6 protein-coding genes and 7 pseudogenes are annotated in these 15,768 nt (G+C 59.4%); 2 read left to right on the plus strand and 11 right to left on the minus strand.

Annotated features, from left to right (window positions below):
- The first annotated feature begins 135 nt into the window (after positions 1–135).
- A complete protein-coding gene (locus B4968_RS12990; protein WP_083099553.1) occupies positions 136–2,043 on the plus strand; it encodes an acyl-CoA synthetase in 1,908 nt (635 codons plus the stop codon).
- 165 nt (positions 2,044–2,208) lie between these two features.
- Complete coding sequence (locus tag B4968_RS12995; RefSeq protein WP_083099554.1) at positions 2,209–3,150, plus strand: alpha/beta hydrolase; 942 nt, start codon at positions 2,209–2,211, stop codon at positions 3,148–3,150.
- A 176-nt stretch (positions 3,151–3,326) separates the two neighbouring features.
- On the opposite strand, the gene B4968_RS13005 is transcribed toward B4968_RS12995, so the two are convergent.
- From B4968_RS13005 to B4968_RS13060, 11 genes and pseudogenes are all read right to left on the minus strand, one after another.
- A complete protein-coding gene (locus B4968_RS13005; RefSeq protein ID WP_083099580.1) occupies positions 3,327–4,190 on the minus strand; it encodes an alkaline phosphatase family protein in 864 nt (287 codons plus the stop codon).
- Between the two features lie 243 nt (positions 4,191–4,433).
- Positions 4,434–6,073: pseudogene (locus B4968_RS13015) on the minus strand (ABC transporter ATP-binding protein).
- Entirely contained in the window at positions 6,070–6,885 is an 816-nt protein-coding gene (locus B4968_RS13020; RefSeq protein WP_083099560.1) for an ABC transporter permease, read from the minus strand. The pseudogene B4968_RS13015 and the gene B4968_RS13020 overlap by 4 nt, the downstream one beginning before the upstream one ends.
- Positions 6,882–7,837: pseudogene (locus tag B4968_RS13025) on the minus strand (ABC transporter permease). Before B4968_RS13025 ends, B4968_RS13020 begins: the two are co-directional and overlap by 4 nt.
- 1 nt (position 7,838) lies before the next feature.
- A pseudogene (locus tag B4968_RS13030) lies at positions 7,839–9,423 on the minus strand (ABC transporter substrate-binding protein).
- A 513-nt stretch (positions 9,424–9,936) separates the two neighbouring features.
- Positions 9,937–10,310, minus strand: a pseudogene (gene dtd, locus B4968_RS13035) (D-aminoacyl-tRNA deacylase); the annotation flags it as partial.
- 81 nt (positions 10,311–10,391) lie between these two features.
- The gene (locus B4968_RS13040; protein ID WP_083099562.1) at positions 10,392–11,075 is read right to left on the minus strand and encodes a nitroreductase; all 684 of its coding nucleotides are present in this window, start codon (positions 11,073–11,075) and stop codon (positions 10,392–10,394) included.
- A 71-nt stretch (positions 11,076–11,146) separates the two neighbouring features.
- Positions 11,147–12,286: pseudogene (locus B4968_RS13045) on the minus strand (TFIIB-type zinc ribbon-containing protein).
- A 266-nt stretch (positions 12,287–12,552) separates the two neighbouring features.
- A complete protein-coding gene (locus tag B4968_RS13050; RefSeq protein WP_083099565.1) occupies positions 12,553–13,722 on the minus strand; it encodes an SPFH domain-containing protein in 1,170 nt (389 codons plus the stop codon).
- A gap of 50 nt (positions 13,723–13,772) precedes the next feature.
- A pseudogene (locus B4968_RS13055) lies at positions 13,773–14,695 on the minus strand (DUF2927 domain-containing protein).
- A 126-nt stretch (positions 14,696–14,821) separates the two neighbouring features.
- Positions 14,822–15,768: pseudogene (locus tag B4968_RS13060) on the minus strand (toxic anion resistance protein); the annotation flags it as partial.

A 15,768-nucleotide genomic window follows, 5' to 3' on the forward strand; every position in this document is an offset into this window, starting at 1 on the left:
TTGTGTCGCCACGTCATATTGCGCCCTTGCCTTGACGTGATCCTGTCCATTCGCTTGCACGATCCGCTTTTTGCACTCAGATTGAGTGTAAAGAGGAAATGCTCCGGCTAGGGTCGGGGCCAGGGGAGGATAGCAATGGCATTTGCCACGATAGAAGACTGCATCGCGATGGAGAAGGAAGCCAGCTGGGAGGAGCGGGATAACCCGGTGACGCTTTACCAGCTGTTATCGCGCACAGCAGGCAAGTTTCCTGACAACAATGCCGTTAGCTATCAGATCTTTTCGGGTCCCACCGATAAGGCGGAAACCCTGACCTGGCGCCAGCTGAAGGATCAGGTCACGCAGGCTGCCAATATGCTGCGCGAACTGGGCATCGGCGAAAAGGACGTGGTGGCCTATGTGCTGCCCAACTGTAACGAGACCCTGGTGACCATGCTGGCCGGTGCCGTTGCGGGGATCGTGAACCCGATCAACCCGCTTTTGGAGCCGGAACAGATTGCCTCTATTCTGCGCGAGACCAAGGCCAAGGTTGTGGTGACACTGAAACCCTTCCCAAAGACCGATGTTGCGCAAAAGGTTGTCGAGGCGGTTCGCCATGCGCCCAGCGTCAACACGGTGCTTGAGGTGGATCTGAACCGCTATCTGACGCCGCCAAAATCCTGGATCGTGCCGCTGGTCCGCCCGAAACTGGAAAACAAAGACAAGGTTGCGCATGCGGATTACAAATCCTTCCGCCGCGAGATGTTAAAACAACCAACCACGCTCACCTTTGCGGACAGTACCACTGACCGTGTCGCCTGTTACTTCCATACCGGTGGCACCACCGGCATGCCGAAGGTGGCGCAGCACAAATACTCTGGCCTGATCTATAATGGCTGGATTGGCAGCACGCTGCTTTACACCGAAGAGGACAATATCATGTGTCCTCTGCCGCTTTTCCACGTGTTTGCCTGTCATGTGATTGTTATGGCCTCGCTGTCTTCTGGCGCGCATGTGGTCTTCCCGACGCCGCAGGGCTATCGCGGTGACGGCGTGTTTGATAATTTCTGGAAACTGATCGAACGCTGGAAGATCACCTTTATTATCACCGTGCCCACGGCGATCTCGGCCAAAATGCAGCGCCCGGTGGATGCGGATATCTCTACCGTGAAAACCGCCTTTTCCGGCTCTGCGCCGCTGCCGATTGAGCTCTACCGCCGGTTTCAGGACGCCACTGGCATCAATATCATCGAAGGCTATGGTCTGACCGAAGCCACCTGCCTGGTCTCGTGTAACCCGGTTGACGGCGAAAAGAAGATCGGCTCGATCGGGATCACCTTTCCCTATACGGATGTGAAGATCGTCAAAGGCACGGCCGATGGTTTGGTGGAATGTGGCGTGGATGAGGTTGGCGAGATCTGTATCTCTAACCCGGGCGTCTATGCTGGCAACACCTATACCGAGGCCGCCAAGAACGTCGATCTCTACTACAAGGATGAGTATCTGCGCACCGGCGATCTGGGACGGTTTGATGCGGACAGCTACCTGTGGATTACCGGGCGCGCCAAGGATCTGATCATTCGCGGCGGCCATAATATCGACCCGGCTGAAATCGAAGAGGCGCTGCTGGGCCACGAGGCGGTTGCCTTTGCGGGTGCGATCGGCCAGCCCGATGTGCATTCCGGCGAGCTGCCCTGTGCCTTTGTCGAACTGGTTGGCAGCGCTACTGTGACGGCAGAAGAGCTGCTGGAATACTGCCGCATCCATGTGCACGAGCGCGCCGCGATCCCCAAGCACCTTACTGTGCTGGATGAGCTGCCAAAAACCGCCGTCGGCAAAGTCTTTAAACCTGATCTGCGCAAACATGCGATTACCCGGGTTTACAACGAGGCCCTGCTTAAAGCGGCGTCTCCGGCACGGGTTGAGGCCGTGATTGATGACAAGAAACGGGGATTGGTGGCGCAGGTTGTGGCCAATGGGGCCAAGGATGAGGATATCTCAGTCGTCCTTGGTGGCTTTGTCCGCCCCTGGGAGCATATGCCCGCCGAGGCTGCTGTCAGCTAAGCTGAGCCTGAATTTTGCAGCCACCGCTTTGATGTGATCAGGGCGTTTAAGAGATCAATGGCGTGCCCGGCAATGGGTGCGCCATTTTTTGACTATTGCCCATTCCCTTGACCCGACTCTCTGGCCTAGGCTGGCGCCGGGACGTATCGCAAGGGGGGTCCGGGAATGGACTATGAACGGCTGATCGACGAAGAAACCTGGGCCTTCATTCGCAAAACCGGGGAATGCTACCCGGAGGATGCGGTTGCCCTCGACATTGCGGGACAACGCGCCGTCTACAACGAAATGGCCCGCGCGTTTCGCGCGCCCCGCCCGGATTTGGTGGGCTGCGAGGACTTGCAGGCCAATGGGGTGCCGGTGCGGGTCTATACCGCAGGCGATCCCAGTCGCACGGTGTTGTTTTGTCATGGCGGCGGCTTTGTGGTTGGCGATCTGGACAGCCACGATGATGTCTTCGCCGAAATCTGTGTGCAAACCGGCTATCGGGTGGTGGCGGTCGACTATCGGTTGGCGCCGGAGCACCAGCACCCGGCCATGTTCAACGATGCCTGGAGCGCGCTCAACTGGGTGATCACCACCTATGGCGCAGGCGTTGTGTTGATGGGAGACAGTGCCGGCGCCAATCTGTGCGCCGCACTGGCGCATGCCTCCCGTGCTGAGCCACCTGTTTCAGAAGCTCTTTTGGGACAGGTGCTGATCTATGGCGCCTTTGGCGGTGATATTGATACCGGCTCGGATATTGAGCACGCTCAGGCGCCAATGCTGACCCGCGATGAGATCCTGTTCTATATTGATATACGCCGACCACGCGGCGCCGCTGAGCCTACCGAGAAAGACCCCAGCTATGCGCCACTGCCGGACAGTGATTTTTCTCAGTTGCCGCCGACTGTGCTGATCTCGGCTGACTGCGACCCGGTGCGCGACGACAGTAGGGACTACCGAGACCAGATCGTCGCCGCAGGCGGCAAGGCCTGGTGGATAAACGAGCCGGGGCTGGTGCATGGCTACCTGCGGGCGCGTCATTCGGTGGCACGGGCCCGCGATAGTTTCGAGCGGATATCGGCGGCAGTAGAGGCGCTGGGGCAGGGGATCTGGCCCTATGACTGATCAGACCTGACAGGCATCACTGGCCCAAAATCGGTGCCGCGGCCAGACCGGAAAGCAAAAGACCGGAAAGCAAAAGACTGGTTCGCAAAAGATCGTGGCACAGGCAACGCACAGGCAGCAGCTAGGCAGCGCACAGGCATGAAAACCTCCAGACAGGCTGCGGCAGCTGCATTTTGTCACGCGCTGCCGCAGCCGGGGAGGATCATTTCAAAAAAGGATTTGGCCTTCATGGTCTCGGCAACCGGCGCGCCGAGGCGGCTGAGGATGGTTGGGGCCAGCTGGCGCGGATCAATGACATCTCCCTCGGCAGGCCCTTCTGCGTCGCCAAAATAATACAGCGCGGTTTCTTGTTGCAACGGGCTGCGGCCGCCATGATGGCCGCGCTCATCCTGGCCATGGTCGGCCGTCACAATGACCTCATAGCCCAGCTTGCGCCCCTGGGTGATAAAGGGGGCCAGCATCTCATCCATGACGAAACAGGCGTGGTCCATTTCCTGGCAGTCGTGAAAAAACCGATGCCCCATACTGTCCAGCGTGCAGGTGTGCAGCATGCCGTAGTTCACGCCAAAGCGCAGGCACAGATTGGTCAGGGTGCCAAACAGATCCACGTCCGACGGCGTCATCTGGTTGGCCTGACCATAACCCGTCATGGTGTGAAACCGGCCGTGGTTGATGCTGCTGCTGTCGGGTTCATCATATTCGATGTCGCGCACATAGTCGAAGGGGTGGCGGTTGAAGAACTGCGACCAGAAGCTATGGGCGACAGCCGCCGTGGTGCCGCCGCCTTCGCGCACCTGGCTAAAGACGTCCTTGTGCGACAGTTTGAAAACATTGCCATTGCCGGTACAGCCGTGTTCCGCCGGGGCGACGCCGGTGTGGATCGAGGCATAGCAACTGGCCGAAATCGAAGGCAGCACCGCGCGCAGTTTCCAGACGCGGGCGTCACCGCTGTCGACCCAGCCTTCGAGATTGCCAAAGAGACGGCGGAAATTGCGCCAGGGCACCCCGTCCAGAATGATGAGAAGCACCTTATTGTCCATGATCCGAATCCTTTTGCCCGCGGGGCTGTTTGACCTCATCATTGCCATCAAAACCTGAATTGCCATTCAAAAACGGCCCATGAGGACGCTGACCTCGCGTTTTTGACACCCTGTTCAGCGGCGGCAGGCCAATAGTGAAATGATCTGCAAGTCTGCATGGCGCGATAGGGGCCAAAACGACGCCAGGCCCGCGCGATCTGCACGGGCCTGGATTGATCTGTCACATATGGGCCGAAGGCGGCGTCAGTTGCCGGCACTCTCCATCTTGCGGTTGGCGATCACCTCTTCCAGCCAGCCCAGACGCATCTCGGGGACCGAGCTGAGCAGAAGGTGTCGGTATAGTCATCAAAGGGCGGGCTCAGCACCTTGGTTTTGCCGCCATAGCGCTGCACTTTGCCCTGATACATCACCGCGATGGTGTCCGAGATGGCGCGCACCGTCGCCAGATCATGAGTGATGAAAAGGAAGGCCACATCCTCAATTTTCTGCAGGTTCAGCAAGAGCTTGAGGATACCATCCGCCACCAGCGGATCCAGCGCCGAGGTGACCTCGTCGCAGATGATCATTTTGGGTTTGGCCGCCAGCGCACGGGCAATACAGACACGCTGTTTTTGCCCCCCCGAAAGCTCTGCCGGGTAGCGGTCAATAAACTCCTCGCCCAGTTCGATCTCGTCCAGCAATGCGATGATACGCTTGCGCTTTTCGTCGCCTTTCATTTCGAAATAGAACTCCAGGGGCCGACCAATGATGGTGCCCACGGTCTGGCGCGGGTACATCGCGACATCCGCCACGTGGTAGATCATCTGCAGCTCGCGCAGATCCTCCTGCGAGCGCCCTGCCAGATCTGCCGAGAGGTTACGCCCGGCGAATTCGATCTCACCTTCGCGTGGCGGCAAAAGCCCGGTGATGACACGGGCCAGGGTCGATTTCCCCGAGCCGGACTCACCAACCACAGCCAGGGTCTGGCCGGGGTAAAGCTCAACATTGACGTTGTGCAGCACGTCGAACTGAGTGCCCTTGTAGCGCGCGGTGATGTTGCGCACGCAAAGCACCGGCTCGCCATTGGGCTCTTTTTCTTCGTGATTGATCGAGCGCACCGAGACCAGAGCCTGGGTGTATTCTTCCTGTGGGTGGTTGATGATCTGATCGACGGGGCCGTATTCCACCATATCGCCGTGCCGCAGCACCATGATATCGTCGCTGACCTGGGCCACAACGGCCAGATCGTGGGTGATATAAAGTGCGGCAACACCGGTTTCGCGGATAGCGGCCTTGATGGCCATCAACACGTCGATCTGGGTGGTCACATCCAGCGCCGTTGTTGGCTCATCAAACACCACCAGATCGGGTTCAGGACACAGCGCCAGCGCCGTCATACAGCGCTGCAGCTGTCCACCCGAGACCTGGTGCGGGTAGCGGTCGCCAATGTTTTCCGGATCTGGCAGGCCGAGCTTTTCAAACAGATCCCGTGCCCGGGCTTCGGCGTCTTTACGGCTGAACTTGTTTTGTTCAACAGCCGCCTCAACAACCTGATCCAGGATCTTTTTGGCAGGGTTAAACGAGCCCGCGGCGGATTGCGACACATAGGTCACCTCGCCACCGCGCAGTTTGCGAATGTCGCCGGTGTCGGATTTCAGCACGTCGCGCCCATTGATCCAGACCTCACCACCGGTGATTTTGACGCCACCACGGCCGTAGGACATCGCCGCAAAGCCAATGGTGGATTTGCCCGCACCGGATTCACCGATCAGCCCCAGAACCTTGCCCTTTTCAAGGTCAAAGCTCACCCCATGCACGATCTCGATGTCATGGGTTTTTTCGCCGGGAGGATAGACCGTTGCACCGATTTTGAGGTCGCGTACTTGTAGCTGTAGATCGCTCATCCGCGGCCTCCTTTCAGTGATGTGGTCCGGTTCAGCACCCAGTCCGCCACCAGGTTGACCGAGATGGCCAGGGTGGCGATGGCAAAGGCAGGCGCCAAGGCGGCCGGAATGCCGTAGACGATGCCGTCTTTGTTTTCCTTCACAATGCCACCCCAGTCTGCCTCAGGGGGCTGGATGCCAAGGCCAAGGAACGACAGCGTCGAGACAAAGAGCACCATAAAGATAAAGCGCAGACCCATCTCAGCCACCAGAGGCGACAGGGCATTGGGCAGGATCTCACGGAAAATGATCCAGGCGGTCTTTTCGCCGCGCAGACGTGCGGCCTCAACATAGTCCATCACCTCGATGTCAACGGCAACGGCACGGGCCAGACGGTAGACACGGGTCGAATCCAGCAGACCCATGACAAAGATCAGCACAGGAACCGTCACCGGCATCACCGAGAGCACCACAAGGGCAAAAATCAGCGTTGGGATCGACATCACCAGATCAACAAAGCGCGACAGCACCTGATCAACCCAGCCCCCTGCAACCGCAGCGAAAAAGCCGAGAACAGAGCCCAGAGTGAAGGAAATAATCGTCGCGGCTGTGGCGATAAAGATGGTGGTGCGGCCACCATAGATCATCCGGCTCAGCAGGTCGCGGCCGATGTTGTCGGTGCCCAGCAGGAACTGCGCCGAGGCAGGCTCCCAGACGTCACCGACGATTTCGGCCATACCATAGGGAGAGATCAGCGGCGCAAAGATCGCTGCCAGAAAGTAGAGGGCCGTGAAGAACAGCCCGATCAGAGCGGAAATGGGAATGTTCTTCATTTCGGATGCCTCAGGCGTGGGTTTGACAGGATTGCGACGATATCGGCGATCATATTGAGGCCGATATAAACAGCGGCAAAGATCAAACCACAGGCCTGCACCACCGGCACATCCCGTTTAGAGACGTGATCGACGAGATATTGCCCCATGCCAGGGTAGACAAAGACCACTTCGATCACCACGACACCAACCACCAGATAGGCGAGGTTCAGCATCACCACATTGACGATGGGCGCAATCGCATTGGGAAAGGCATGGCGAAAGATCACCTGAAAACCATTGAGGCCTTTCAGTTCAGCCGTCTCGATATAGGCCGACTGCATCACGTTCAGGATGGCGGCGCGGGTCATGCGCATCATATGGGCCAGAACCACCAGCGTCAGCACTGTCACAGGCAGGGCAATTGCGCTCAGCTTTTCGCCGAGGGACATGCCGTCGTTGATCATCGCCACCGACGGGAACCAGCGCAGTTTCACCGCGATCAGATACATCAGCACATAGCCGATGAGGAATTCGGGAATAGAGATAGAGGCCAGGGTCACAGCCGAGATCAGCTTATCCGGCCAGCGGTCCTTGAACCGAACGGCCAGAAGGCCGAGGAAAATGGCCAGCGGCACCGCAATGATCGCGGCCCAGACGGCGAGAAACAGCGTGTTGGACAGGCGTTTGGTGATGCTTGCTGTGATGTAGGCACCACTTGTCAGGGCCGTGCCCAGATCGCCGGTCATAGCACCACCAAGCCAGTCAAAATAGCGCTGCAGCGGCGGGTCATCAGCCCCAGTTCAGCGCGCAGGTTTGCCAGGGCCTCAGGGGTGGCAGACTGGCCAAGGATGGATTGAGCCACATCGCCGGGCAGGATCATGGTGCCGACAAAGATCAGACCCGAGACGAGGAACAGCAGGATGAGGCCCAACGCGATGCGTTGGGCCAACAATTTTGCAATGAGCGGCATCTTATGCCTTTACCCACATTTTCACAGGCGAGTAGCTGTTCATCAATGCAAAGCCTTTTGCATTGTCAACCCAGCCATCCAGACGATCCGAGGTCGCATCAACAAAGTCGTTGAACATCGGGCAGATCAGGCCGCCTTCGTCGCGCTGGATTTCGCCCATGTCCGCATACATCTGCGTCCGCTTGGCGGTGTCCAGCTCGGCACGGGCCGCCAGCAGCAGCTGGTCGAACTGTTCGTTGTTGAACCGGGTGTCGTTCCAGTCAGCCGTCGACAGATAGGCCGTGGTGTACATCTGGTCCTGGGTTGGACGACCACCCCAGTAGCTGGTGCAGAAGGGCTGCTTGTTCCAGACCTCGGACCAGTAGCCATCGTTGGGCTCACGCTTGACGTTCAGGTTGATACCCGCGCTGGCACAGGACTGCTGGAACAGCGCCGAGGCATCTGGTGCACCGGGGAAGGAGTTGTCGGAGGTGCGCAGCAGGATTTCGCCCTCGTGACCCGATTTTTTCAGGTGATGCATCGCCTTCTCAGGGTCAAACTCACGCTGCTCAACCGCGGTGAACATTGGGTCGGACGAGTTGATCGGGCTGTCGTTGCCGATCGTGCCATAGCCGTTGAGAACCTTGTCGACCATTTCCTGACGGTTGATGCCGTACTTCAGCGCCATGCGCACGTCTTTGTTGTCAAACGGTGCCGTGTTGGCGTGCATGATGAACACATAGTGGCCGGGACCAGCGGTCGAGTGCACCTTGATGTTAGGGGCGCGGTCAACCAGCTTTGCGGTGCGCGGTGGCACCCGGTCGATCATGTCAACCTGACCGGACTGCAGCGCTGCAACACGGGCTGTGTTGTCGTTGATAACAATCAGCTCAATAGTTTCGGCATGGCCTGTGTCGCCCCAGTAGTTGGGGTTCTTTTCGGCGACGATGCGCACGCCCATGTCCACATCTTTGATGATGTAGGGGCCGGTGCCGATTGCTGCGGCCGGGTCGTCCATGCCGCCACCAGGCTGGATGACCAGGTGATAGTCAGTCAACAGATAGGGAAGGTCAGCATTCGGTGAATCCAGTTCAATGATGACATTGTCGCCATCGGTGGAAATGTTCTGAATGCTGCGCATGATGCCCAGAGCACCGGATTTGGTGTCTTCGCCCGAGTGACGCTCAAGCGTTTTTGCAACGTCCTCTGCGGTGACGGATTTACCGTTGGAGAAGGTGAGGCCGCTGCGGATCTTGAAGGTCCAGACCTTGGCGTCTGCCGAGGCTTCATAGCTGTTCAGCGACTTTGCCGTCGAGACCGCCGTCGTCGTTCAGCTCAACCAGGGGCTCGCCCCACAGGCGGATCAGCATCAGGGTGACCTGGTTGGTGGACAGGGCCGGATCAAGGCTGTCGGTGGTGCTGCCACCCTGCAGACCCATACGGATGGTGCCGCCTTTTTGCGGGCCGGCTGCGCGGGCTTCAGACGTCAGCAGCGTGCTGGCAGCGGCGGCGGTAAACCCCAGAGCGGCGGCCTTTGCCATAAAGTCGCGACGGCTCAGTTTGCCTGCTGCCGCATGACGCGCCAGAAAATGAAGATGATCGTTCATGGAAGTCTCCCAGTAGTTTTTTTGCTGCCTGCAAGCGCATTTGCAGTTTTGGTAGCTATTTCTTGTATGATGCAGCAAGATTTGCGCATTTGCCGCGACCTCGCAAGCTTTAATAAGATATCTCCCCTTGCAGAGAAATTTCCGAAAAGCCGCGATGTGTGATTGGTGTCGCCTTCTTAAGGTGTCATGCCGCTTTTGTGGCGTAAACCGGCTTTTTGGGTGGAGTTGCCCGTGAGGCAAGAAAATGCGCCTGACGAAGCATCACTTTGGCTAAATTGCCAGCTTTTGGCCTGTGCGGCAGCGACGACGAGGCGCTGAGCAGGAGCTGCGAGAGAATCCCCGGCAGTCTTTTGCGCGCGGAATTTGCACCTGGGGCCCGGCCTCAATCGGCAATTCCCGGCGGGGAAATCTGCGCTCGGGCGGGCAGATTTCTTCCTGATTTCAGCGCTCCGCGCTGTCCATCCAAATGGTGATGGGCCCGTCATTCAGTAGCCTCACCTTCATATCCGCGCCAAAAGAGCCAAGGGCGACAGGCAGGCCAAGGCGCACAAGCTGCTGGGCAAAATACTCATAGAGCTCTTTGCCCTGTGCCGGGGGCGCGGCGGTGGAAAACCCGGGCCGGTTGCCACGATGGGTTTCAGCGGCAAGCGTGAACTGGCTGACCACCAGAACAGCGCCGCCAATATCGCTGACCGAGAGGTTCATTTTGCCCGCATCATCGGAAAAAATACGCAGTTTCGCGATCTTTTTGACAAGGTAGTCCGCCTGCGCCTCGTCGTCCCCCTGCATCGCAAAGATGACACCAGCAAACCCGCCTTGATGTCACCGATGACCTCCTGGTCGACGGTGACTGAGGCCTCAGAAACTCTTTGAATGACAGCGCGCATGGAGTGCGTCCTTTTTGGGCTGTAGGCCGATGTTGTCAGGGTACAGGCGTTATCTGGGCCCGGTGTTGTCTCGTGGCAGGATTAGTCGCGCCACTCGGTATACTCAGCCAGCGGCGCACGTTTGGTGCGAAACCCATTGGCGGGATGATCGCTATCGCTGTAGCCAAAGGAGATCGCGCAGAGGATCTGGCGGTCCTGCGGGATCTGCAACAGCTCATGCAGCAGCGGCGCATAGGAGGCGACGGCGGCCTGCGCAATGCTCGCAACCCCGGCTGCCTGCGCCGCAAGGGTAAAGCCAGCAACAAAGCCGCCACAATCCATCGCACCATAGCCGCCCAGCTCCACCGGCGTTGACAGCACCGCACAATGAGGAGCGCCAAACAGCGAAAAATTCTCCATCATTTGTTTGGCTGGGGCGGCGCGATCTCCCTTGGCCACCCCGACCGCCTCATACAGGGCCCAGCCACAGTCACGCCGCCGGGATTTGTATTCATTCTCATAAGCCTGCGGAAAGGCAAGGTCGGGCTCGTGGCCGCCTTTTAGCACCGCCTGCATCAGCGCCTGACGCAGGTGATCCGTCTCCTGGCCGCTGGTGATCGTCAGCTTCCAGGGCTGGGCATTGCACCAGGAGGGAACCTTTTGGGCGCAGGTGAGAATATCCTCGATCACCGGCCGTGGCACGGCATCGGGCAAAAAGGCACGGCAACTGTGGCGGGCGGCAAACAGGGCCTGCAGATCAGGCAGTGAGGGCGTATTCGCGGTCATGGGATGGGATCCTGTCAAACAAGAGGCCTGCCTCAGCAAAGGCGCGGCGCTTTGATATGGGGCAAGGGGGGCTAGGTTTGCGATCCAAAGTAGGCAGCCACGGCGAGCAGCACGAGGCCGAGGCTCACGGCCGCCGCGATTTTCCAGGCAGAGTAGGGGCGCTCCCCCTGTACCCGGCCGCTTTGGCCATTGACGACAAAACGATAGGTTTTGCCGCGATATTTGTAGGCGGCCATCCAGACGGGCAGCAGCACGTGCTTAAAGGTGACATCCGACAGATTGGTGTCGATGTTCGAAATACGCTGGCGGTCGCCGCCGATATCAAAGCGCACGTCGCGTTCAATCACCCGATCCATATGCGCGCGGGCCTCATGGAACCCTTGTTCCAGATCCACGGCATAGGCTTCGGCGCGAAACCCGGCAAGAAACTGTGGCTGATAGGGGGCAGGGCCGAAAGATCCCAGGGCTCGAGCGCATCTGTATAGCGTTTTGGCAGGCTTTTTGAAGCCAGGACCAGCACGTCATCAAAGAACCGCCGCACCCGGCCCGAAACAGGGGTCCAGCGGATTTTTGCAACCTGCCGGGTCTCGCGTTTGCCGTCGACCATAACGGTCTCTGATACATAGTAGGTGGTGCCACGCGCGCCAGAATAGCGGCTCTGGCTCTCGGCGTCATAGGTCCAAAAGGGCACATAGATCCCCTCCATGCGGCGTCCCTTGCGGGCATAGGCCTGCAGCCCATTTGGGGCGAACCAGAGCTTGCCCAGCCAGTCGCTCATCGCTTTTTGGGCGGCGCGTTCTTCCAGCTCAAAAGGCACCACACCTTTGGGTTTGATGTGGCGGCTCTCGCCAGTATCGGCAACCCCTGGCGCGGCGCAAAAAGGGCATTCCAGTGCGTGGGTCTCATTTGGAGAACTCCACCTGAGCGGCGCAGTTGGGACAGGTCGAGACCCGCGTCACCTCCATCTCTGCTTCTGGCAACCGCTCGGCCAGTGCCGCTTTGAAATCCAGTTCGCGCAGCGGGCCGCCGTGCCCGGATTTTTCCTGAACTGTCTGGCTGTGCCCGCAATGGCTGCATGTCAGACTGCCGTTTTTGGGGTCAAACCGATAGTCCGCGCCGCATTGCTCACAGGGAAACCGATTGGTCACCTTTGGAGCTTCGGGCGCGGTTTGAGCCGAGGTCGAGGGAGCGGGAGGCGGTAGGTCAGTCACAAATTTTTCCGAAAATTGGCCAGGGAATACGCCGGTTTATAGCAGGGTCATGACGGGTTGTCGCCACTGTTTGCTCGCTGAGAGGAAAGGTTCGCTCACAGGCCACGCTCACCCTCACCGGCAAGAGTTCCAGCCATGGCGGGGAGATTTTTCACGCTGAGCTTTCCGGTGCGCTCCTGCTTCATGGAATGCATTAACACCAAGGTGAGAGGAGCAGCTTAGCCTGGCCGCTCCCCCCGTCATAACGATCCGTATGATCGTAGGGCTCAGGCTGCAGGCGGCGGAGGGGGGGGCAGGATGGTGAAGAGCTGCGCCAGTTCGGTTACATCACCGGCCCGCATCCAGCCGTCCTGACCGGGGGTCCAGACATGGGTGTCGCGGGTCAGGCCGCCCTCCTGCGCCATCCGCCCCAGACGAGCCTTTGAAAACGGGCCAGAGGTGGTGCCGTTTTCGGCGGTGTGCCAGACGTGTTCCACCGGTGGCGGAGGCGGGGCAATGGGGGCGGCCTGCTGCGGTGCCACATGCGCCGCACTTGCGGCTGCAGCGGGCGCGGGGCGCGCACCCCAGGGACCAGGCTGATGCCCCGCTGCCTGTGGCTGCATCTGTTGCGCCATGGCCATTCCCATGCCCATGCCAAGGCCTGCACCCATGCCGCTGTTGGGGGTTGTTGCCGCAGCCTCCATCGCCTCGGCGGCGGCAAACTGGGTATAGCGGCCCAGATCGCCCACGATGCCCATTTGGGTGCGCTTGTCCATTGCCTGCTCCACCGCTGGGGGCAGTGATATGTTCTCAATATAGAGCTCGGGTATCATCAGTCCGTATTCGGCCAGCGTCGGCGCAATTTCAGCGGCAACCAGCTTGCCCAGATCTGCCGTATTAGCGGCCATATCAAGCACCGGAATGCCCGAACCTGCCACCGCACGGGAGAACTCCTGCACGATGATATTGCGGATCTGGAACGAGATCTCATCCATGGTGAATTCACCATCGGTGCAGACGATCTCGGTCAGGAACCGGGCCGCGTCCGCAACCCGGATCGAATAGCTGCCAAAGGCGCGCAGCCGCACCGGGCCAAACTCGGGGTCGCCGCAGATGATCGGGTTCTTGGTGCCCCATTTCAGATTGTTGAAACGGGTGGTGTTGACGTAGTAGATCTCGGATTTGAACGGCGACTGAAACCCGTGGTCCCAATGCTGCAGCGTTGTCATCACCGGCATGTTGTTGGTCTCTAGCATATAGAGCCCCGGGGTGAAGACATCGGCCAGCTGGCCCTCATGCACAAAGACCGCCGCCTGACCTTCGCGAACGGTCAGCTTGGCGCCGTATTTGATCTCATGGGCCTCGCGCTCAAACCGCCAGACCATGGTGTCGCGGCTGTCATCGGTCCAGTGGATGACATCGATGAATTCGCCTTTGAGAAAGTCGAATATTCCCATATCTCAGGTCCTTTTTTCTGGTCGTCTAGGGTCAGAGTTTGCGAGCGCCGCTACAGCGGCTGCCCCATTGCTTCGCGGGCGAGGATGCGAATGATCGGCCGTGCCTCGTCGGCGCTCATGCCGGTGCGAAGCCGCGGATCATACAGCATTTTCAGCAACAACTCGTCGTGGGTGGTCAAAAATGCAAATTCGTCATCGTCGTTAAAAATAGAAGGCCGCGCCCGTGGCGTGTCGTTCAACAGCCCCATGCCTTGGGCCACCTCTTCGTGGATGCAGCTGTCGCGCACCAGATCCGGATGTTCGGCCCGGATCAGGGCAACACCGCGAATATAGTCAAAGGGCGCGCCCTGCGGGCCACCGGCGAGGACAAAACAATAGTGGGTGCGCGGTGGATTAACAAAAAGCTGCAGGTCGCTGGCGCTCAGGTTCGGGAGCAGTTCACGCACCTTTTCAGCCACAAAGGCGCGGTCATCCGCACTGGCAAAAATTACGTGAAAATTGCCCCGCTTTTGTGTGGTGCTGACGCTGTGGCCGGTAATGCGCGACAGGCGTGCGCCATAGGCGCTCAGAACGCCCGCGTCGCGCTGTCGCTGGCTTTCGGGCACGGAAGGGCCAAAATCAGCCACAAGTTTCACCGGCCCCGGACCAGCGGCTGAGCCCGCCCGTCAGGCCACTGCCGCTGCGCCCGGCGTATTCGTTGTAAAAGGCGATCTCTTCAAAATGAGCCGCGAGATCAATCAGCGTCAAAAGGCGTTTCCGGACCACCTCCATCGGTGCGCAACAGGCCGCGCGTCAACAGATCCTGCTGCAACACGCGGTAGTAATTGCGCAGCTCGGCACTCTCGACTGAGGGCGGCCTGTAGGTCGCCGGAATGACGTCAGGGCGGGATTCCGGCACCAGAGAGACCTGTTGTGTGCTTGGGACGCAGGCGGACAAAACTGCCAGTGCGGCAAACCCAAGGGTTGCCGCCACACAGGTGGGCCTTGCGGCCACAGCCTCACTGGACCTTGACGTCACGCCAGACTTTGACTTTACGCCTGACCTTGACGTCACACCGGACCTTGCCGCGCGCCTGACTGCCAAACCAGTCCCCATCCTTCAGCCCGGAACGGCGGTGCCGGCCGTGTCGCCAATCCCGTCCCGCCGGGCCTTGGCAGAGGCCAGGGTATCGCGCAATTCGCTTTCCATCTTTTTCAGCTCGGCCTCGGCTGCCGCGCGCCGCGCCTTGCCTTCGTCGGCAATCTGCAGGCTTTCCTGAATGGTGCCGACCAGATCCGCATTGGCCTGTTTACCGCCTCGATGTCAAAGACGCCGCGCTCCATCTCTTCTCGGATCACCTTGTTGCTCTGGCGCAGGTTTGCGGCATTGGAGGTCAAGAGCTCATTGGTGAGATCATTGGCCTCGCGCACGGCTGCCGCCGCCTCAGAGGAGCGCTGGATGGTGACCGCCTGTGCCAGCTGCGTCTCCCAGAGAGGCACGGTGTTGACCAGCGTCGAGTTGATCTTGGTGACCAGGCTCTTGTCATTTTCCTGCACCAGACGGATCGAAGGCAGCGATTGCATGGTCACCTGGCGGGTAAGCTTCAGATCATGCACCCGGCGTTCCAGATCATCGCGCGCAGCGCGCAGGTCACGCAGCTCTTGCGCGCGCATCACCTGGTCGGCTTCGGCGGCAGCGGTCACAGCGGCCTCAAGTGCCGGAACGTCCTTGGCGTCCAGGTCTGCCAGCTTGGCGGTGCCGGCGGCGATATAAAGCGCCAGCTCGTCGTAGAAGTTCAGCGTCTTTTCATAGAGCAGGTCGAGCGATTTGATATCTTCTCAGAGCGTGTGCTCGTGGCTGAGGAGATTATCGGTGATTTGGTCAATCTGGCCCTGAATGGTCTCAAACCGGGCGGTGAATTTGGCAAAGGGTGCGGCACGGCCCAACAGGCGTTCCCAAAAGCTGGGCTTGCGGCGCACGTCGAGTTCCGAGACAGAAAAGCCGCGAATGGTGGTGACGATACCGCGCAATGAATCTCCGGCGGGGCCGACATCCTTGTTGCGCAC

Source organism: Pseudophaeobacter leonis (assembly GCF_002087335.1).
Lineage (GTDB): Bacteria > Pseudomonadota > Alphaproteobacteria > Rhodobacterales > Rhodobacteraceae > Pseudophaeobacter > Pseudophaeobacter leonis.